Source organism: Ruegeria sp. D1(2025) (genome assembly GCF_056536425.1).
In genome coordinates this window covers 906,630-927,349 of the sequence record NZ_JBQFPO010000001.1, presented here as the reverse complement: position 1 = coordinate 927,349, position 20,720 = coordinate 906,630, and the positions used below count along the sequence as shown (strand labels likewise).

The window sequence follows — 20,720 nt, the reverse complement described above, 5'->3', positions numbered from 1 at the left end:
GATCAGACCTCGCAGGTGGCTTCTATGACCGGGTCTCCGGAACCCGCCGCGATCCAGGTGGCATTCAGCAACCGTCCGTCATCGGCGAATTCCGCACCGTCTGCCAGGTTGGCGCGGCTGTTTTCGGCGCAATTGACTGCAACGGGCAGTTTCGAAACCGGGGCCCAGCGACCGAAGAAATACAGATCCACCAGGCGTTGCTCGGGAACCTGCGCGTTGGTGCGCACCGATACGGTATCGATGGCGGCAAAACGATCCACGAAGGGCACGGCATAGGTCCAAGGTCGATAGAAGGCGCGGCTTTCGACCTCCTGCACGATCTCCATTCCTTCAGGCAAGGTTTCAAGCTGGCGCCCATACCACGAATATTCGCTGGCGATGGTCACTCCGATCATCCCGGCACCGGCGGCAACCGGCGCGGTCCAGCGGGGCAGACGGCCACCGGAAAGCTTGTTCAACAGCATTGCGATGCCTGCAAAAGCAAAACCTGCAAAAACCGTACCGATCAATTCAAGAAACATGGCCAACCTTTCTGACTCAGGCGCGTCTCGCCTCTTCTTCTTGTTCCAAATACGGTCGCCGAAAGCGATCCCATCGTACTCGTCAAGCTACACTTAACCCAACATGCCCTTGCCGTGGCCTACCGCCGACTGCATCGTTTTTACCACGACAAAGGCATCGCGCAGATGACTTCGCTCAAAGTCGGACAAATCCGACGGGGGCAGGTAATTGTCGGGATCTTTCGCAGCCTTGATCTGCCGAACCTGATGTTCCAGCCGGGTTTCGGCAATCAGATCGTAGGCGTCCAGTAGATCCCGCGCGCCAGCTGGGCTCAGCACGCCGCCGGCCTCGGCGGCTTTCAGGCGTGCACGTGTGTTGGCTTCGGTGAATTGCCCCTGCAGACTGTAAATCCGGGCCAGATCCACCACAGGTACGACGCCGTTATGTTTCAGATCCAGCGTGTTTCGATGCTCGCCCGAACGGATCGTCGCAAAGCCGCGGAGCAAGCCCAATGGTGGCGTGTGCTTGAGCGAGTTGGAAATCATGTGGGCGACAAAGATTGAATTTGCGCTGGCCGCGCCGAGCGTATCTGCCTGAAGATCCGAGAACAGCTCGAACGCGCCGCCGATGGGGCGCAGGTCGAACATAACCGAGGCCAACATCTGTGCCTCGGGGTTGGGTTTGGCGATCCAGCCCTTGAAATAGTCGCGCCAGACGCGGACCGGCTGAAACCAGCGCGGGTTGGTGGCCATCATGTCGCCGGGGCAATATAAATACCCGCAGGTGTCCAGCCCGTCCGAAACAAATTTGGCCAGATCAGCAAAATAGGGCATCTGGGCGTCCGTCACCTTATCGTCCAGCATCAGGCAGTTGTCCTGATCCGAAACACCTGTCTGTTCCTGCCGCCCTTGCGAACCGCACGCCAGCCACAGATAGGGAACTGGCGGTGGTCCAAATTTGTCTTCGGCCAATACCAGCAAGCGCCGGGTGGCAGTATCGGCAATGTCGGTGATCAGACGGGTCACGATCTCGTGCCGGTTCCCTCCGGCCACCAACTGCACCAGCAACTGAGGGATTTCAGCCGTTACCAGCGCCATCTCCTCGGCGGATTGGGCGCGGGCGATCCGACGCACGAGTTCGGCGGAATTGACGGCCTGATAATGGGTCAGGTCTGTTTGCGTGACGATGCCGACAAGACGTCCGCCTTCGGAAATGGGGATGTGGCCGATGCCGCGCTCCATCATCACATGCAGAACGTCCGAGCCGATATCCGAGGGCGAAAGTGTGACCGGATTTACTGTCATGATCGACGATACCGGCGTTGTTGCGGGCATTCCGTCTGCCACGAACTTGCTTGCGATGTCCCTCAGCGTAGCAATGCCCAGAAGGGTCCCGCTTTCGGTTACGCAAAGCGACGAGATATGCCTTTCTCGCATCAACTGCGCCGCCTTCTGAACCGGGGTGGAAGGTGGGCAAGTCGCAGGATCGCGTGCCATCAACACGTCAATAGCGGTGGTTGCCAGACTTTGCGGAGTGGAGCGGTTGCCCCGGGTTCGGTTGAAGAATCTCGAGACCACATCATGATCGTCGATCAGTTGGCGCACCAGGGCGGGCGGCAGCAGAATCAGAACAGACGGCGTGTCCGCGCGCGCATGCGTTGCTGCCTTGCCGTCTTTCAGTAGCCCCCGCTCGCCAAAGGAGTTGCGTAGACCAAGGTGGGATACGACCGCTCCGTTTTCATCTGTGATTTCGACCTGTCCTTCGTAGATTACGAAAACACCAGGCAGGGGGCCGCCCAACGCGTAAACCGGGCTATTCGCTTCGACCTCATGAACCTCGATCTGCCGGGCAATGGCGTCCAGCGTATCCGAGGGCAGGGCGTCATAGGGGTGAACGGATTTCAGAAACCGGGTGATCTCATCATGGGACAGGGGCATAGGGTCGTCCTTGGCTTCTGAATGAAAAGCCCCGCCCGGTGGGATGCCGGGCGGGTACAGTGGATCGAAAGATGTGGTCAGCCATGGAGGGTACCGACCACATCAGGCTCACTTGTTCTGAGCTGCGCCCGCACCACGGGGAATGCGCACGCTTTCGACCAATTCGACGATCTCCGGCGGAGTCTCTTTGGTCATACCGGCGACGACGTAGGCAACGCCGAAGTTGATCATTGCACCAATGGCACCGAACGAAGTCGACTTGATCGGACCCAGAAGCGGGTCAGCATCGGTGAACGAGTTGGTGTCCGGAATGAACAGCCAGCCCTTGTGCAGGAAGATGTAGACCAAGGTCACGGTCAGACCTGCCAGCATACCAGCAACTGCGCCAGTGTTGTTGATGCGGGTCGAGAAGATCCCCATCATCAGTGCCGGGAAGATCGAGGCCGCCGCCAGACCGAAGGCAAGTGCCACGGTTTGCGCCGCAAAGCCCGGCGGGTTCAGACCCAGATAGGTTGCAACGACGATGGCCACGGCCATGGCGATACGAGCCGCCAGCAGTTCTCCTTTTTCAGAGATCTGCGGGTTGATCGCACCTTTGACAAGGTCGTGGGACACCGCCGACGAGATCGCCAGCAACAGACCCGCAGCAGTCGACAGGGCAGCCGCAAGACCACCGGCCGCGACCAGACCGATCACCCAACCCGGCAGGTTGGCGATTTCGGGGTTGGCCAGAACCAGGATGTCGCGGTTGAACTTGGTCAGTTCGTTACCAACCCAGCCTTTTTCTTCCGCAATGGCCTGCATGTCGGCATTCGCGTCATTGTAGTACTGGATCTTGCCGTCGCCGTTCTTGTCTTCCCAGTCCAGCAGACCGGTTTTCTGCCACGTCTGCATCCAGTCGTAACGTGGATCGGTGTCGATGTCTTCAACCGAAACAGCGCCACCTTCGATGCCACCGTTGGGCCACATCATGTCGGTGATGTTCAGTCGCGCCATTGCGCCAACCGCAGGGGCAGTCAGGTACAGCAGAGCGATGAAGACCAGCGTCCAGCCAGCCGACCAGCGGGCGTCAGACACTTTCGGCACGGTGAAGAAGCGCATGATCACGTGCGGCAGACCTGCGGTGCCGATCATCAGCGACAGTGTAAACAGTACCATGTTCAGCGTGTTCGAGTGGTGGGCGGTATATTCGTTGAAGCCCAACTCGGTCACGATCGCGTCCAGCTTGCTCAGCAGAGGCTCTCCGCCTGCGGTGTCGCCGAACAGTCCCAGCGCCGGGATCGGAGTGCCGGTCAGCTGCAGCGAGATGAAGATCGCCGGGATCGTGTAGGCGGTGATCAGCACGCAGTACTGAGCGACCTGAGTGTAGGTCACACCTTTCATCCCACCGAAAACCGCGTAGGCAAACACGACACAGGCACCGATCAGCAGACCGGATGTGTTCGACACCTCAAGGAAGCGGCCGAAGGCCACGCCAACGCCGGTCATCTGGCCGATAACATAGGTCACCGAAGCCACGATCAGACAGATCACCGCAACGATACGGGCGGTCTGGCTGTAGAAGCGGTCCCCGATGAATTCCGATACGGTGAACTTGCCGAACTTACGCAGGTAAGGTGCAAGCAGCAGTGCCAGCAGCACGTAGCCACCGGTCCAACCCATCAGGAAGGTCGAGTTGTCATAGCCGGTAAAGGCAATCAGGCCCGCCATCGAGATGAACGAGGCCGCTGACATCCAGTCCGCCGCTGTCGCCATACCGTTGGTGACCGGGTGAACGCCGCGACCGGCGGCGTAGAATTCGGATGTGGAACCCGCACGGGCCCAGATCGCGATGCCGATGTACAGCGCGAACGACGCGCCGACAAACAGCAGGTTGATGGTAAACTGGTCCATGGGGGTTACTCCTCATCCACGCCGTATTCGGCGTCCAGCTTGTTCATGCGCCAGGCGTAGTTGAAGATCAGCACCAGAAAGACCAGAATCGATCCCTGCTGAGCGAACCAAAAGCCCAGGTCGGTGCCGCCAACAGCGATACCCGACAGCAGCGGACGCAGCAGAATGCCGAATCCGAAAGACACCAGCGCCCAGATCACGAGGCTGATGTAGATGAGGCGCAGGTTGGCCTGCCAATAGCCCTTATCGGCCTCGGCAGCCTGCGCGGAGTTTGTAGATTGATCCGCCATCGCGGGTTCCTCCTTCGCTTCGTCGTTGAGCGGCCCCTTGCCCAACTCCTCCAGTGCGTTGGGCCGCCTCTCGAATGCGCCGAACGCCGGGTGGCGTTTGGCAAAACTCCTCCGGTCCGCCAAGGCGGGTCCGTTGAAGTATTCTTTTGTTGGATCAGAGCCCCAAATTGGGCTTCACTTATCCCCTTAACTCATCGCGTCGCCGACGATCTGTTCCAGATCACTGGCGATGTCTTCGATCCGGCCCATGGCGTTGGTCCGTTTCAAAACCTCATGACTGTCGTAGTAGTCGATCAGCGGAGCGGTCTGCGCATGGTAGGCTTCCAGCCGGGACGCAACGGTTACCGCATTATCATCTGCGCGGCGCTTGAACTCCGTGTGACCGCATTTGTCACATTTACCTTCGACCGCCGGTTTCTTGAACTGATCGTGGTACCCCTCACCGCAGCCAGCACAGGTATGGCGGCCCGAGATGCGGGTGATCATCTCGGCATCCTCCACCTCAAGGCTGATCGCAGCGCTGATCTTCTGACTGTTTTCGGCCAACAGTCCATCCAACGCTTCGGCCTGAACCGTAGTCCGCGGGAATCCATCCAGAATGACACCCTTGGCGCAATCCGGTTCCGCCATCCGGTCGCGCAGGATGGCTATGACGATCTCGTCACTGACAAGATCGCCGGCTTCCATCACGGCCTTCGCGGCCTTGCCCGCCTCGGTTCCGGCAGCAACGGCGGCCCGAAGCAGATCGCCGGTGCTCAGTTGAACCAGCCCGAACTTTTCTTCAAGCATGCGGGCCTGTGTGCCCTTCCCGGCGCCCGGAGGGCCAAGAAGGATCAGAACGGCGGGTGTGGTGATCGTGGCAGCGTCCATCACATCCTCACTTGTTCGCACGGTTTTCGATCAGGTCTTCGACGACCGACGGATCAGCCAGTGTCGAAGTATCACCCAAACTGCCAAAGTCGTTTTCGGCAATCTTGCGCAGGATACGGCGCATGATCTTGCCCGAGCGTGTCTTGGGCAGGCCAGGCGCCCACTGGATCACATCCGGGCTGGCGATCGGGCCGATTTCGGTTCGGACCCAGGTGCGCAGTTCTTTCAGCAGTTCGTCGCTGGGCTCACGATCATTCATCAGGGTGACGTAGCAATAGATGCCTTGCCCCTTGATCTCATGGGGGTAGCCAACGACAGCGGCTTCGGCGACGGCGGCATGCGCGACCAGTGCGCTTTCCACCTCGGCCGTGCCCATACGGTGCCCGGAAACGTTGATCACATCGTCAACGCGGCCAGTGATCCAGTAATCGCCATCTTCATCACGGCGGCAGCCGTCACCAGTGAAGTAATAGCCCTTGTAGTCCGAGAAATAGGTCTTTTCGAACCGCTCGTGATCGCCCCAGACGGTGCGCATCTGGCCCGGCCAGCTGTCCTTGATGCACAGAACGCCTTCGACCCCATTGCCCTCAATCTCAACACCGGATTGCGGGTCCAGAACCACCGGCACAATGCCGAAGAACGGTTTCATGGCCGAGCCGGGTTTCATCGCGTGTGCGCCGGGCAGGGGGGTCATCAAGTGACCGCCGGTTTCGGTCTGCCACCAGGTATCAACGATGGGGCATTTCCCTTTGCCGACAACTTCGTTGTACCAGTTCCAGGCTTCGGGGTTGATGGGCTCGCCCACTGTGCCCAGAACGCGCAGGTCGCTCAGGTCGCATTTGTCGACGAATTCATTGCCTTGTCCCATCAGGGCACGGATTGCGGTCGGCGCGGTGTAGAACTGGTTCACCTTGTGCTTTTCGCAGACCTGCCAGAACCGCGAGGCGTCCGGAAATGTCGGCACACCCTCGAACATCAGCGTGGTCGCTCCGTTGGCCAGTGGGCCGTAGACGATATAGCTGTGGCCCGTGACCCAACCCACGTCTGCAGTGCACCAGTACACGTCACCATCGTGATAATCGAAAGTGATCTCATGCGTCATGGCTGCATAGACCAGATAGCCGCCGGTGGTATGCACCACGCCTTTGGGCTGACCGGTTGAGCCAGAGGTATAAAGGATGAACAGCGGGTCTTCTGCGCTCATCTCGGCGGGCGCGCAGTAGTCATCCGCTTCAAGCGCCATTTCGTTGTAGTCGTGGTCACGTCCGTCCACCCATGTGGTTTGGCCACCGGTCCGCTTGACCACCAGACATTTCACGGTGTCCTTGCAGTGCAGCAAAGCCGCATCGGCATTCGATTTCAATGGCGTCTTGCGGCCACCGCGCGGGGCTTCGTCGGCAGTGATCAGGACCTTGGCGTCGCAGCCATTGACCCGCGCTGCCAGGGCGTCCGGGGAAAAACCTGCGAAAACAATCGAATGGATCGCCCCAATCCGGGCGCAGGCCAGCATGGCATACGCGGCTTCGGGGATCATCGGCAGATAGATCACGACCCGGTCGCCCTTGCGCACGCCCATTGATTCCAGAATGTTGGCCATCCGGCAGGTGCGGCGGTGCAATTCGGCATAGGTGATGTGCTGCGCTGCGTCGTTTGGATCATCCGGCTCCCAAATGATCGCGGTTTGATCGCCGCGTGTCGCCAGGTGACGGTCCAGACAGTTTGCCGAAACATTCAGCGTGCCATCGGCATACCAGTTGATCTTCACCGAGCCAAAGCTGTAGTCCACATCCTTGACCTGAGTATAAGGCTTGATCCAGTCGACGCGCTTGCCCTGTTCATCCCAGAAGACATCAGGATCACTGACAGAGGCTGCATACATTGCCGCGTATTTGTCAGCATCGATATGCGCACGGGACACGATTTCTGCGGATGGCGGATATGTTTTGGCATCTGCCTGGGCAGCGGTTGTCATACTGAGGCTCCTCCCTCTAGGACTGGATATTGATGAACCGATTTTGCCCGTCAAACAGGCAATGTCGACCCGTTTCCTCCCGATTGCGAATATACGGGGTTCTGAAAACAAATAAATAAATTGCCGTAGTTCCACGATTTGTTTGTAAACAAATTTCGCTATCTGGTTAAAAAATGTAAAGAAATAGGAAAAAGATAAAAAAAATGTAAAAATAACAATGCCTACCGTGTAACTGTTTTTGAACTGCAGTTTTCCGAAATTTCCCGGATGCCTTTTGGATTCCCAATTCTTCTTTCGATTGTACCGGCAGGTCGCGCCCTGAAGGCGGCAACTCATCAGCGTCTGCGGGGTTGGCACATCCGGATGTTGGCGCTAGCTTTATGTCCAAGCGCTCTGACCAAGGGGCGCATCACAGGGAGAGATCACTATGAACAGGATGTTAAGCGCCGCCGCCGTCGCGGCCATTGGCGTGGCCTTTGCAGGCGAAGCCGTTGCGACCGAATGGAACGCCTCGGTCTGGGGCAAGCGCCGCGCATTTACAGAGCATGTTGAAAAGCTGTCCGAACTGGTTGCCGAAAAGACCGGCGGCGAGTTCACGATCAACGTCAGCTATGGCGGCTTGTCAAAACCCAGGGAAAACCTGGACGGGATCGAGATCGGCGCATTCGAAATGGCACAATTCTGTGCGGGCTACCATCGGGACAAGAACCGGGCGATCACCGTTCTAGAACTTCCGTTTCTGGGCGTGAACAATCTGGACGAGGAAGTAGCGGTCAGCCACGCGGTTTATGACCACCCGGCCGTCAAAGAAGAAATGGCGCAGTGGAACGCCCGGATCATCATGACGTCGCCCATGCCGCAGTATAACCTTGTCGGCACGGGCGAGCCGCGCGACACTCTTGCCGCTTTTGATGGTATGCGCGTGCGCGCGACCGGTGGCTTGGGCAAAGCGTTTGAAGCCGTAGGGGGCGTGCCAACATCAGTGCCCGCCACCGAAGCGTTCAATGCGATGGAATCCGGCGTTGTCGATACTGTGGCATTTGCCCAGCACGCACACCTGTCCTTCGGCACCATCAACGAAGCCGACTGGTGGACGGCCAACCTGAACCCTGGCACCGTAAACTGCCCGGTCGTGGTGAACATCGACGCCTATGAGGCGCTTCCGGCGGAACATCGCGAAGCACTGGACAGTTCGATTGACGAGGCGATCGATCACTATCTGGCCAATTATGGGGCCCTGCTTGAAAAGTGGGACGGTGTTCTTGAGGAAAAAGGCGTTCAGAAAGTTATGATTGACGATGCCGTCCTTCAGGAGTTCCGCGCCAAGGCGGCCGATCCGATCCGCGAACAGTGGATTGCCGACATGACCGATCAGGGTCTGCCTGCGCAGGACCTGTACGATCTTGTTCAGTCGACACTGCAGCAGCAACGCGGCGGAAACTGATGTTATGAACCGGATGCCATCGGGCGTCCGGTTCTTTTCAACGACAAGGAAAAAGCAGGATGGCGGGACAGGCCACCGTGCTGGAGGATGGCAGCCGTCTCAGCCGTCTGGACCAGCATCTTCTTCGGGCAGAAAGACTGCTGGCCCTGATCAGCGGTCTGGCGGTTTTCTCACTGATGGTTCTTGCCGTTGTATCGGTGAGCGGCCGGAATGCGCTTAACGCACCATTGCCGGGCTATGTCGACTGGATTGAACAGGCGATGCCACTGATCGCATTCCTGGGCGTTTCCTACGTACAGCGAGATGGCGGGCATATTCGCATGGACATCGTCATCGCGCGTCTTCGCGGCCGGGCGCTTTGGTTCTTCGAGACGATTTCCGTCGTCTTGATCCTTGTCTTGATGATGGCCCTTGTCTGGGGCAGCTGGTCCCATTTCGAGCGGTCGTTCGATTTTGCCGCGCCGATGTGGAGCAGGGACAGTTCCATCGACATTGGTATCCCTCTGTGGCCGGCCAAACTGTTGGCTCCGGTGGCGTTCTCCGTTCTGTGCCTGCGTCTAGTTTTGCAGATCTGGGGATATGGGCGCGCGTTTGTTCTGGGGCTGGATCACCCGGTCGCTGTGCCTCTTATTCAGGACGCGGCCGCACAAGCAGCTGCCGAGGCCGATCAGTTCGAAGGACAAGGCTGACTCATGGACACGATTGAAATCGGATTGTGGGTCACAGGCGGCCTGTTGTTTTTGGTGGTCACAGGAATGCGCGTCGCCTTTGCGGCGGGGCTGGCAGGGCTTGTTGGGCTGGTATGGATTTTCTGGGCCAAGTTCGGATATGACCCCGACCGCTTTGGCAAGGCGCTGACGGTGGCAGTGAAAACGGCCGGACAGGTGCCGCATTCCAAGGTGGCCTCGCACACGCTCAGCCTGATCCCGACATTCATACTCATCGGCTATCTGGCCTACTATGCCGGGCTGACCCGCGCCTTGTTCGAGGCGGCAAAACGCTGGATTGCCTGGGTTCCGGGTGGCTTGGCGGTGTCGACCGTGTTTGCCACCGCAGGCTTTGCCGCCGTTTCGGGCGCGTCTGTCGCCACGTCTGCCGTATTCGCCCGGGTCGCAATCCCCGAGATGCTGGAGGTCGGGTACAACAAACGGTTTGCAGCCGGCGTTGTTGCCGCCGGCGGGACATTGGCTTCCTTGATCCCTCCGTCCGCCATCCTTGTAATTTATGCAATCATCGTTGAACAGGACGTTGGCAAGCTTTTGCTGGCCGGGTTTATTCCCGGCGCGTTCTCAGCGGTCATCTATGGAGGCCTGATTGTCGGTATCGCCGTTGTGTTCAAATCAGTCGGCCCGCCGGTCACCGGCTTTACTTGGAAGCAGCGTTTCGCATCGCTGCCTGGGGCAATGCCAATCGTCGCGGTGATCCTGATCATCATCTGTTTTGTCTACAACCCATTTGGCGAAAAAGCCTGGGGCACGCCGACTGAGGGTGGGGCAATCGGAGCCTTTATCGTGTTCTGCTTTGCCCTTTATCACGGCATGCGCTGGGGTGAATTGAAGTCGGCGCTGCTGGAAACCGCCAAGCTGACGGCGATGATTTTTTCGATCATCTGGGGCGTTCTGATCTACGTCCGTTTTCTGGGTTTCGCCGATCTGCCCGGAGCGTTCTCCGACTGGATCACGTCGCTTGAAATGTCGCCCATGCTGATCCTGATCTGCATCCTGTTGGCCTATGCCGTGCTTGGCATGTTCATGGACGCAATCGGCATGCTGTTGCTGACATTGCCTGTTGTATACCCTGCGGTCATGGCACTGAACGGCGGCGAAGCTGTCAGCGCTGCCGAGAGTGCTTTTGGAATGTCCGGCTCGATGTGTGCGATCTGGTTTGGAATTCTGGTGGTCAAAATGGCCGAATTTTGCCTGATCACGCCGCCAATCGGGCTGAATTGCTTTGTTGTGGCGGGGGTGCGTCCTGATCTCAGTGTTCAGGATGTCTTCAAAGGCGTGACACCGTTTTTTGTGGCCGACGCCGTAACCATCGCTCTGCTTGTGGCCTTTCCGGGTATCGTACTCTATCTGCCGTCCCTGGCTGGTTGACCTGGGTTTTTGCGAGGCTCTGCCTCGCGCTCCGGGATATTTTTGGCCAGATGAAGTAACGGATCTTTAATCAAATTGTCGGATACGGGATTGGCGGTACAGGCAGGGATGCCGATGACCGCGCCAGGTGAAGCTCTCCGGACCAATGGTCGGAGAGCGGATCCCTTGTTCATCTGGCCAAAAATATCCCGGGGGAGTCGCCCGAAGGGCGGCGGGGCAGAGCCCCCTTGACCATTGAAACCCCCAGCTGGTTTCAGGTTTCGGCGCGCATCAACATGCCATAGAGGTCACGTGGATCGTCGGGGTCCGCCAGCATGTCCAGGGGCTCGAAGAAGTCTGTCCCTTCGATGGCGCGTTTGATGTAACGAAGGGCGGAAAAATCCTCGATCGCAAAACCGACACTGTCGAAAAGTGTAATCGCCCGTTCATCCGTGCGCCCCTTGGCCTGGCCTGTCATCACCTGCCAGATTTCAGTCACGGGGTGGTCTGAGTCCAGGGCCTGAATCTCGCCTTCGATCCGCGTTTGCTCGGGGTATTCAACGAATATTTCCGAACGCAGCAGGATGTCCTTGTGCAACTCGGTTTTGCCCGGGCAATCACCGCCGATTGCGTTTATGTGAACCCCGGGACCGACCATGTTGTCCGTCAGAATCGTGGCGTATTTCTTGTCAGCCGTACAAGTCGTGATGATCTGGGCGCCTTCGATGGCGTCTTCTGCCGTTTTGCAGGAAACAACAGTCAGACCCTTGCCTTGCAGGTTTGCCGCGCATTTGGCCGTTGCATTCGTGTCGGTGTCATACAGCCGCACAGTGTCGATGCCGCACATTGCCTTAAACGCCAGGCACTGGAACTCGGATTGAGCGCCATTTCCGATCATGGCCATCGTCGTTGCGGATTTCGGTGCCAGATAGCTGCCGACCAAGGCAGAGGTTGCTGCCGTTCTCAGGGCCGTCAGCATGGTCATTTCAGTCAAGAGGGTGGGATAGCCCGTGTAGACGTCCGCCAGCAACCCGAAGGCGGTCACGGTCTGCAGACCCTCGGACGTGTTTTTTGGATGCCCGTTCACATACTTGAAACCGTATGCCTCACCATCCGAAGTTGGCATCAATTCAATCACGCCATGGGGGGAATGGGCGGGGATTCGGGGCGTTTTGTCGAAGCTTTCCCATCGCTTGAAGTCAGATTCGATCTGCGCGGCAATTTGCGTGATCATCTTTTCAAGGCCGATATGATGGACGAGGCGCATCATGTTGTCGACGGAAACAAAGGGCACAAGCGCCTTGTCAGAAGGTTGCATCGGGGTCTCCTATCGGCGGGACAGGTGAATGCCTGCGATCATGCAGCGCACGGATCCACCCGCTGTTTCAATTGTGGGAACCGAAAGCGGCAGTGGTTTTGCACTGGCTTCGATTATGGAAATCTGTTCGGGCGTCAGCGCTTCCAGCGCCCGGCTGGACAAAGCCAGGACCAGACCGTCTTGGCCAGCCAGCTCAATGGCGTTGCCCGCGAATTCCGCGATCTGATCGTGGGTCAGGTCGATGACTGCACGACCGGTTTCCTCCAGCCTGGCTTTGACTGTCGCGCGTCGCTCGGGGTCGGTGATCATGTCCAGGCAGATCAGCGCGTATTCGGTGCCGATACCCATCAGAACGTTGGTGTGATAGACATCGCGCCCTTGGGCATCTTTCGCTTCGAAAACGATAGGCTCATAGTTGAAGTGAGTGCAGAACCGTTCGAGCAGAACGGGGTCTGCGCGGTTTGATTTTACCGTGTAAGCAACCCGACCAATGTGATCCAGGACCATCGCGCCGGTGCCTTCCAGCGCCAGCTTGTCCTGTTCCAGTCCGGAATAGTCGATCACGTCCTGAACCCGGTATTCCTGTTTCAGCATCTCGATGACGTCGGAACGGCGTTCGCGCCGCCTTGAGGGAACGTACATCGGATAGATCGCGACATGCCCACCGGGATGGGTCGAAAACCAGTTGTTCGGAAACACACTGTCGGGTGTGTCCAGTTCTCCGTGATCGTCAAAGACGTGAACCCTGACACCTGCGGCCCGCAGTTGCGCGACTGCCTGATCATGTTCATCGCGCGCCGTAGATGAGGTTGCGGTCGCCGAACGGCTGGCAAGTGTCTGGAACGCATTGTCCCCGTGCGTTTCCGGGTTCGAGGCAAATGCATGCGGCCGGATCATCACGACGGCCGAAGGGGCTTGAAGCGACTGCATCAGAAACTCCGGGTTGGACGATCGAAGATGCGGCGACCGAGTAACGAGGCGGCCAGATCGACCATAAGTTTTGCGGTTCGGCCGCGTTCATCCAGAAACGGGTTCAACTCCACCAGATCCAGTGAGCGGACGAGGCCGCTTTCATGCAGTAGTTCCATCACCAGATGCGCTTCCCGTTCGGTCGCGCCGCCGGGAACGGTGGTGCCCACGGCAGGTGCGATGGCGGGGTCAAGAAAGTCGACGTCCAGCGAGACGTGCAGGATACCGTTTTCTGCGCGGACGCGGTCTAGAAAGGCCATCAGCGGTGCTTTGATGCCATTTTCGTCAATGCTGCGCATATCGGCCAGCATGGCGCGGTCCTGTTCCAGCGCGGCCCGTTCCGCCGGATCGACCGAGCGCAGGCCGATCATGCCGACACGGTTGGTGGGCACAGGTGCCGTGAGTGGCGGAAAAGCGTCAAACCCCTGGCGACCGGTGAAATAGGCGACCGGGGTGCCGTGCAAATTGCCGCTGCCGGTGCTGTCGGGCGTGTGAAAGTCGCTATGGGCATCCAGCCACAGAACAAAGAGGGGCCGTCCGATGCTATGCGCGTGGGCTGCCATTCCTGCGACCGTACCCATCGAAAGCGCGTGATCACCCCCCATGAAGATGGGCAAACCTTGGCGGGCGCTTTCTTGCGCCGCACGGCTCAGCGCCTGGGTCCAACCGACACATTCGGGCAAGGCGAACAGGTGAGGATGCTCGGCGGTTTCGACGTCGTCAGGGCGGACATCACCGAGGTCCGACACGCTGTGGCCCAGATCCATCAGGGCCTTCTGCAAACCCGCGACGCGATAGGCATCAGGACCCATGCGGCATCCCTGCCGACGTTTTCCGGCGTCCATTGGGGCGCCGACAAGTATTATGTTTTCATTAGCCATGTGTTTGTCTAACCTTTCAACACGGCATCCCGGAAGATAGCAAAGTGCTCAAAAAGAAACCCCGATACACAAACTGGTAAGCGACGATGGACGATTTGGATAGCAAGCTGCTGAACGCATTGCACCGGGATGCGCGCGCCTCGCTGTCGGAACTGGCGCAGATTCTGGGCGTGACGCGAACAACCGTCCGCAGTCGACTGCATCGCCTGAAACAGTCCGGAGAGATCGTCGGCTTTACCGTTCTGACGCGGCGCGATGTTGCGCAAAGCCCGGTTCGGGGACTGATGATGCTGGAAATCGAAGGCCGGGGGACCGAGCGGACGATGGCAAGGATCGCCGCCATGCGACAGGTAAGAGCAGTTCATACGACCAATGGCAGCTGGGACCTGATTGCCGAGATCGGGGCCGAAACGCTGGCGGAACTGGACGAGGTTCTGTTTCAGATCCGGCGGATGGAAGGGATCACGCGGTCCGAAACCAACCTCTTGCTTTCAACGCGGAAGGGGCGCGTCTGACCGGGTGGCGAACTTGCTGCCTGTAGCGCTTTGAATGGTAAGGAAATTGTGCCAAACTCCGCCTGGGCGATCGGGCAGGCTTTAGCGGCTTTAGTTCCGAATACGCGATTGGTTTGAAGCAGGGAATGTCGTGATGACCGTACAGGAAACAAGTGACGATTCCCGGGTTTTGCGGATGGCCGAGAAGGCTGCGGCCATGCTGGAAAGACCCTGGGTTCGTATCGCGGTTCCGATCCTTATCACGATCATTGCGCTGACCGTCCTGCACGAGTTGTCTTCGCATGTGAAATGGTCCGACGTTCAGACCGATATTGCGAGTACGTCCTGGAAGCTCATGTTTTTCGCGCTGTGCTGGACCGCATTCAGTTTTCTGTCGCTGTCCTTTTACGATGTGTTTGCGGTCAAAAGCTTGGCGGAAGACAAGGTTCCGCTGCCGGTCGCCGGAATGGCCGGGGCCAGTGGCTATGCTGTGTCAAACTGTTTGGGGTTTTCCTACATCACGGGAACCGCGATCCGGTATCGGATCTATGCGTCGCTTGGGCTGGATCTGGCCCGTGTGGCCGGGGTTATCGCGACTTCTTGGGTGGCCTTCTGGATGGGTATGGTCCTGATCCTTGGCATCTTGCTGACGTTGCATCCGGACGGGATATCTCAGGTTCTTCCGATCAGTGAAACGACCGAAACCGTAGTCGGCCTTTGCCTGCTGGCCGGGTTGGCGGCTCTGTTTGTCTGGCTTGCCAGCGGCGGGCGCCGTCTGGCGTATGGTGGGTTTGGCTTCAACCTGCCCGGAGGAAAGCTGGCCAGCCTTTTGACGCTGGCGGCAGTAGGGGATCTGTTTGGCGCATCAATGACGCTTTATGTTCTGATGCCGAACGATCTGGGCGTCGGGTTTCCGTATTTCTTTGCCATCTATGTGGCGGCAATTGCCGTCGGTATCCTCAGCCACGCACCCGGCGGGATCGGTGTGTTCGAGGCTACACTGATCGCGGGTCTCGGCGCCTCTGGCCGATCGGATGTGATCGCAGCCTTGTTGCTGTATCGCGTGGTTTACACGTTTTTGCCCTTCGTCATCGCCAGCCTGTCCATTGCAGTGGCCTATGCGCTGACACAACGCGACAGGATTGGCGGAGCAGCCAGTTGGGTCTACCGCGCTTTTCGCCCGATTGTTCCAATGGTTGCAGCTGGCGTTTCTGCAGTGGCTGGAGTTGTATTACTGGTGTCCGGCGCGCTGCCGTCCAATTCCCAAAGCCTTGGCGCGTTGCGCGAGGTATTGCCGCTTTCGTTCGTCGAAGCCTCGCATCTGGCGGGCAGTGTGGTTGGGGTTCTGCTGATCCTCGTATCACGCGGCTTGTTCCGTAAACTCTATCGCGCCTGGGTCGTCGCGATGGTTCTGATGGTGGCCGGATTCATCGCTTCGCTCACCCGCGGCCTGGATATCCATGAAGCGCTGAGTATGGTGGTGACCATTGCCGTTCTTGCAGTGTTTCGCGGCGCGTTTTACCGGGTCAGCGGCGCGTCGGTCTTCCGTCTGAATATTCCATGGCTGGTCAGTGTGCTGGCACTGATGGCGGTGATTTTTTGGATCGGTTTGTTCGCGTATTCGCACGTTGAATACCAAAACGCCCTGTGGTGGGAGTTCGCATGGAACGGCGATGCCTCGCGTTTTCTCAGGTCCAGTCTGGTGGTTGCGGTTATCCTTGGGGTGGTGGCTGTCAATTCCCTGTTCGGGCGCGAAATCCCGGTTCCGGTGCGAACCGAAATACCGGAAGCGGTGGAACGGCTAGCGTTGCAAAGCGAAGACACCGAATCCCAGATTTCACTGACGGGCGACAAGCAGTTCCTGATCTCGCCGGATGAAACCGCGTTTCTTGCCTATGCCGACACCGGAAACGCGCTGATCACCAAGGGCGAGCCTGTGGGCGATGAGACCGCGGGTCAGCAGCTGATCTGGCAACTGCGCGAACGGGCGGACCGCGAAGGCAAGCTGTGTGCTTTCTACAGTGTTTCGACCAAATACCTGCCAACCTTTCTGGATCTGGGGCTTTCGATCCTGAAAATTGGCGAGGTCGCGCGGGTTCCGCTGCAAGGGTTTTCGCTGGACGGCAAGTCACGCAAGCGGTTTCGTCAGGCCAAGAATAGGGCCATACGTGATGGCTATGTGTTCGAGATCATTCCGAAGGAAGACTTGAAACCGGTCTTGCCGGAATTGCGTGAAATCTCGAATCACTGGCTGGCCGGTAAGGCAGGCGAAGAGAAGGGCTTTGCCTTGGGAGGTTTCGACGACGATTACCTTTCGTATTTCGATCACGCCGTTCTGCGCAATGCCGAGACGGGCAGGATCGTGGCCTTCGCCAATCTGTTTCAGGGCGGGAACAAGTCTGAACTGTCGTTGGACCTGATGCGTTATGAGCCTGACAGCGCCAGTTTTGTCATGGATGCGCTGTTTGCCGAGATGATGGTGTGGGGGTCCGAGCAGGGGTTCCACTGGTTCTCTCTCGGAGCTGCGCCGTTCTCAGGGATCGAAAACCGGCAACTGGCTTCGCTCTGGAACCGGATCGGAGGATTCGTCTACGAGCACGGCGAGCAGTTCTATCACTTCGAAGGCCTGCGTGCGTTCAAACAGAAATTCGACCCCGAATGGAGCCCGAACTATCTGGCAAGCCCCGGCGGTCTGGCGGCGCCGCGCATCCTCTACGAGGTGAATATTCTGATCTCTGGCGGGTTGCGGGGGTTGACGAAATAGAACCTAGTTCAGGCTGACACCGGTCGGGGTCTTTTCCAGCAGATCACCCCAGTCGGTGCGGTATGCCATTTCGGCCAGAACGGTACCGGGCAAGAACTCCTGATTCTGCCGGATCTGCCATCCACCGCCCAAACCCTTGTAAACAGCGACCAGATTGCTGGACACTTGTTGACGTGCGCTGATCAGGTTGGCTTGCGACCGCAACAGGGCGGTTTGCGTGTTCAGAATCCGCGAATAACTGGCGATGCCATCACGATATTGGCTGATCGCAATCTCGGCCGCCCGGCGTGAAGCCGTGACACTGTTCTGATAGAATTCGACTTGCTTGCGGGCCTGCGCATAGGCGACCATGGCGCTTTCAACTTCGGAATAGGCGGTCAGGACCGTGTTCTGATAGTTGGCGATCAGGGCCTGATACGCGGCGTCTTGCGCCCGCACGTTGTTCTTGATCCGACCATAGTTGAGTACGTTCCAGACGACACCCGCGCTGGCCAGCCCGGTGGTGCTGTTGGCGTTGAACAGGTCGCGCCCGCCCGATGCCTGCAGACCGATTGAACCCGAAAGGATGAACTGCGGATAAAGGTCGGCCATCGCAATCCCGACCTGCGCGGACTGCGTTGCCGCAGCCAGTTCAGCGGCCCGCACATCCGGGCGACGGCGCAACAATTCGGCAGGGACACCGACCGCGACATTGGACCGTGCCGAGGGGATGCGGCCAGAATTTCCAAGCAGGCTGGTCAAGCGCGATGGCGGTTGCCCCAGCAAGACGGCCAACCCATTCTTGGCTTGCTGCAAGTCGCTTTGCAGTTCAGGAACCAGCGCTTTTGTGTTGTTCAGCAAGGCGGTGGATTCCTGCACATCCAACTCGGTCGTGACGCCGTTGTTGAACCGCAGCTGCGTCAGATCCGCAGATTCCTGCTGAAGTCGGATATTCTCCTGTGCAACGATCAGGGATTCCTGCAATGCGCGGATATTGACGTAAAGGGCGGCAACATCACCCGTCAGCGTCACAAGGGCATCGTCATAGTTGGCAACCTGCAACGCCAGATTGGACCGTGCAGCCTGAACGCCGCGCCGCTGCGCGCCCCAGACATCCAGTTCCCATTGCGCGTCGAACCCGACCTGCGAAGTCGAGAACTCCGTGTCCAGCGGGATGATGCGGTTGATATCGGACACTGGATTGAGGTTGTCGCTGATCTGCCGCCTTTCAAGCGAGGCACCGACTGCCTGCGATTGCGGATAAAGCTCTCCAAACGCGATGCCCAACTGCGCCCGCGCCTGCAGCACACGCGCCCCGGCCACCTGCAAGGTCAGGTTTTGCGCGTAGGCCTCGGCGATCAGTCTGTTCAGGGTGGGGTCGTTGAACGTTTCCCACCATTTTACCACGGGCGCGCTGCGCGAGGTCAGTCCGCTTTGCCCCGTGTTGGGATTGTTCACTTCGATCCATTGTTTGACGACCGGAGAGTTCGGGCGCACAAAGTCCGGGCCAACCGGAGTGCAGGCTGCAAAGGTCACGACACAAAGCGCGCTGCCCATCAATCTGCGGAAGGTTCTGGCCCGTATCATGATGCGCGTCCTCAAATATCCAGCGGTCGGATGAAGTTGGCGAAGGAATAAAGGCGGATGTTGATGCGCCTGAGAAACTCGAAGCTCTTGCCCTGACCGGTATAAATCGCCACTGCCGCGTGACCGCCCGCAGGGAAGGTGTGCCCCTCAGGGATATCGACCGAAATCTGCACGGCGATCCGTCCGGGTAATTTGGGCAGCTCAAAGCCGGGCAGGCGGCCTGAAGGCAGGTATTGACCTTGCCGGGTGGCCCACCAGATCGCCTCGACCTTGCCGGTCAGGATTTCGCCGGGATACAGGTCCAGCGCCACCTCAACCGGCTGACCGGGTTCGACGAATTTCAGGTTCTGTTGACGGTAGGTGGCCAGGACATAGGGATTGTCCTTTGTTACAAAGCTTGCGATTGCACCCAGACGGATATCCCCGACAACCAGGCCAGGTCGGGCCTGCTGGGAAACGATCATGCCGTCTTCGGGCGCATAGATCGTCGTGTTATCAAGGAAGTACTTGGCTTCGTCCAACTGTGACTGGGCCTGCAGGATACCGGTATTAACGCCATCGATCTGCGAGGCTTGCGCCAGCTTTGCCTTTTCAAGATTGGCTTCGGCTTCGTGCACCTGTGCCTGATCCTCAGTGACCTGCTCGTTCCAACGGTCAAGCTCATCCTGACGGGCGCCACCCGCAGGAACAAGATTCTCGTATCGGGCCTGTTGCGTCTTCGCATAGGCCAACCGCGCATTTGCACGCTCAATTGCCTCGGACGCGGCTATGACATCCTGTTCAAGAATTTTCGCATTTTGTTCAGCGGCAACAAGCTGGGCTGTCGCGTTGTCCACCGCAAGCGAGAACACCGTGTCGTCAAAACGATAAAGCGGGTCGCCCTTTTTGACCTCGGTGTTGGGTTCAACCAGAACCTCGGTCAACACCGTTGGTTGCGTCAAACGGGGAACGATCTGGATAGTTGACCTGACAACATGACTGTCGATCGAGAATGGCTGAAAAAACCGCAAGGCGACCAGAAAGATCAGCAGCAAATGTGCGCCGACCCAGAACGAGACGATGCCCCAGACGATATTGAATTTCAGCCATTGCGCCTTGAAGAAAATGAACCAGACGAAAATGATGTAAAACAGCGTGATGCCAAGGGCGACGAACATGTGTTTTGACTTCCTCTGGCCTTAGCTTTTCTGCGCGTCGTCTGTATCAAGCGCGTCGCGGTATTCCGGTTTCACGACGCCGCCCAACCGTTTGATTTCATTCCGGATAGCATCTTTTTCTTCATCTGGTCCGCGGCGAAAATCAACGGTTACACCATCGTGGAAAGCCCAGATAAAGGCGTGAACCCAGGGCACGATGGCCAAAAAACCCATCCAGCCCATGATCTTGACGGCCTCGGCATGCGGGTGATTGCGCTTGATCGCGATGCGACCGGGCAAACCCATGATGAACAGGAACAAGCCCATGACCGCCGCAAGCAGCAATATCAGCGCGACAAATGTCAGATAGTCATAAAATTCCAGCGGCTGACCCAGTAACCCCATGCTCGTGCCTCCATTTTGGGAAGGTACCCCATCCTCAGGCGTAGGTGCCCGGTGCGTCAATCGAATTGTCTCTGCCCGGCGGGATCAGGCCCAAATCATGTGACCGCAAAGGCAAGAACAACCGTAAATTGTCCCGATACTGGCAGGCGATTGGATATCTGGCAAGGAATGGGGCAATGAAACCGGCAGAAATGTAATCCGCACC

17 protein-coding genes are annotated in these 20,720 nt (G+C 58.3%); 5 read left to right on the top strand and 12 right to left on the bottom strand.

Going from position 1 to position 20,720, the window contains the following annotated elements; all coding sequences use genetic code 11:
* Nucleotides 1-2: 2 nt before the first annotated feature.
* The 6 genes from ACR1XU_RS04670 to acs all read right to left on the bottom strand — a co-directional run bounded on the left by ACR1XU_RS04670 (nucleotide 3) and on the right by acs (nucleotide 7,463).
* Nucleotides 3-521 (bottom strand): hypothetical protein, encoded by a 519-nt coding sequence (locus tag ACR1XU_RS04670; protein ID WP_170616212.1) that lies wholly within the window; start codon nucleotides 519-521, stop codon nucleotides 3-5.
* Between the two features lie 93 nt (nucleotides 522-614).
* Entirely contained in the window at nucleotides 615-2,438 is a 1,824-nt protein-coding gene (locus tag ACR1XU_RS04665) for a putative nucleotidyltransferase substrate binding domain-containing protein (RefSeq protein WP_480907705.1), read from the bottom strand.
* 108 nt (nucleotides 2,439-2,546) lie between these two features.
* Nucleotides 2,547-4,331, bottom strand: coding sequence for a sodium:solute symporter family protein (locus tag ACR1XU_RS04660; RefSeq protein WP_170616216.1), 1,785 nt, complete (start codon nucleotides 4,329-4,331; stop codon nucleotides 2,547-2,549).
* Between the two features lie 5 nt (nucleotides 4,332-4,336).
* Entirely contained in the window at nucleotides 4,337-4,621 is a 285-nt protein-coding gene (locus tag ACR1XU_RS04655; protein ID WP_170348424.1) for a DUF4212 domain-containing protein, read from the bottom strand.
* A gap of 186 nt (nucleotides 4,622-4,807) precedes the next feature.
* On the bottom strand, nucleotides 4,808-5,491 hold the full coding sequence (locus ACR1XU_RS04650) for an adenylate kinase (RefSeq protein WP_480907703.1): 684 nt from the start codon (nucleotides 5,489-5,491) through the stop codon (nucleotides 4,808-4,810).
* Between the two features lie 7 nt (nucleotides 5,492-5,498).
* Entirely contained in the window at nucleotides 5,499-7,463 is a 1,965-nt protein-coding gene (gene acs, locus ACR1XU_RS04645) for an acetate--CoA ligase (protein WP_170616223.1), read from the bottom strand.
* A 427-nt stretch (nucleotides 7,464-7,890) separates the two neighbouring features.
* Here acs and ACR1XU_RS04640 point away from each other — a divergent pair, with 427 nt between their 5' ends.
* The 3 genes from ACR1XU_RS04640 to ACR1XU_RS04630 are packed head-to-tail and all read left to right on the top strand — an operon-like array spanning nucleotide 7,891 to nucleotide 11,003.
* Nucleotides 7,891-8,907: a C4-dicarboxylate TRAP transporter substrate-binding protein gene (locus tag ACR1XU_RS04640; RefSeq protein ID WP_170616225.1), complete on the top strand. Its 1,017-nt coding sequence runs from the start codon at nucleotides 7,891-7,893 to the stop codon at nucleotides 8,905-8,907.
* 59 nt (nucleotides 8,908-8,966) lie between these two features.
* A complete protein-coding gene (locus ACR1XU_RS04635; protein ID WP_170616227.1) occupies nucleotides 8,967-9,596 on the top strand; it encodes a TRAP transporter small permease in 630 nt (209 codons plus the stop codon).
* A 3-nt stretch (nucleotides 9,597-9,599) separates the two neighbouring features.
* Nucleotides 9,600-11,003, top strand: a complete 1,404-nt coding sequence (locus ACR1XU_RS04630; RefSeq protein WP_480907701.1) for a TRAP transporter large permease — start codon at nucleotides 9,600-9,602, stop codon at nucleotides 11,001-11,003.
* A 253-nt stretch (nucleotides 11,004-11,256) separates the two neighbouring features.
* On the opposite strand, the gene ACR1XU_RS04625 is transcribed toward ACR1XU_RS04630, so the two are convergent.
* The 3 genes from ACR1XU_RS04625 to rocF are packed head-to-tail and all read right to left on the bottom strand — an operon-like array spanning nucleotide 11,257 to nucleotide 14,150.
* Complete coding sequence (locus ACR1XU_RS04625; protein WP_480907699.1) at nucleotides 11,257-12,300, bottom strand: ornithine cyclodeaminase; 1,044 nt, start codon at nucleotides 12,298-12,300, stop codon at nucleotides 11,257-11,259.
* Between the two features lie 9 nt (nucleotides 12,301-12,309).
* A complete protein-coding gene (ctlX, locus tag ACR1XU_RS04620) occupies nucleotides 12,310-13,230 on the bottom strand; it encodes a citrulline utilization hydrolase CtlX (protein ID WP_480907697.1) in 921 nt (306 codons plus the stop codon).
* A complete protein-coding gene (gene rocF / locus ACR1XU_RS04615; protein WP_480907695.1) occupies nucleotides 13,230-14,150 on the bottom strand; it encodes an arginase in 921 nt (306 codons plus the stop codon). Before rocF ends, ctlX begins: the two co-directional genes overlap by 1 nt.
* Before the next feature lie 86 nt (nucleotides 14,151-14,236).
* Between rocF and ACR1XU_RS04610 the strand changes: the two genes are divergently transcribed.
* Nucleotides 14,237-14,665 (top strand): Lrp/AsnC family transcriptional regulator, encoded by a 429-nt coding sequence (locus ACR1XU_RS04610; protein WP_170676737.1) that lies wholly within the window; start codon nucleotides 14,237-14,239, stop codon nucleotides 14,663-14,665.
* A gap of 133 nt (nucleotides 14,666-14,798) precedes the next feature.
* Nucleotides 14,799-17,408, top strand: coding sequence for a bifunctional lysylphosphatidylglycerol flippase/synthetase MprF (gene mprF, locus ACR1XU_RS04605; RefSeq protein ID WP_480907692.1), 2,610 nt, complete (start codon nucleotides 14,799-14,801; stop codon nucleotides 17,406-17,408).
* 3 nt (nucleotides 17,409-17,411) lie between these two features.
* Here mprF and ACR1XU_RS04600 read toward each other — a convergent pair whose 3' ends face one another.
* Genes ACR1XU_RS04600 through ACR1XU_RS04590 form a run of 3 tightly spaced genes read right to left on the bottom strand, consistent with a single transcriptional unit; the run spans nucleotide 17,412 to nucleotide 20,515 of the window.
* A complete protein-coding gene (locus ACR1XU_RS04600; RefSeq protein ID WP_480915586.1) occupies nucleotides 17,412-18,974 on the bottom strand; it encodes an efflux transporter outer membrane subunit in 1,563 nt (520 codons plus the stop codon).
* Nucleotides 18,975-18,985: 11 nt separating this feature from the next.
* Entirely contained in the window at nucleotides 18,986-20,131 is a 1,146-nt protein-coding gene (locus ACR1XU_RS04595; protein WP_480908887.1) for an HlyD family secretion protein, read from the bottom strand.
* 21 nt (nucleotides 20,132-20,152) lie between these two features.
* The gene (locus ACR1XU_RS04590; protein ID WP_170616246.1) at nucleotides 20,153-20,515 is read right to left on the bottom strand and encodes a DUF3302 domain-containing protein; all 363 of its coding nucleotides are present in this window, start codon (nucleotides 20,513-20,515) and stop codon (nucleotides 20,153-20,155) included.
* Between the last annotated feature and the right edge of the window lie 205 nt (nucleotides 20,516-20,720).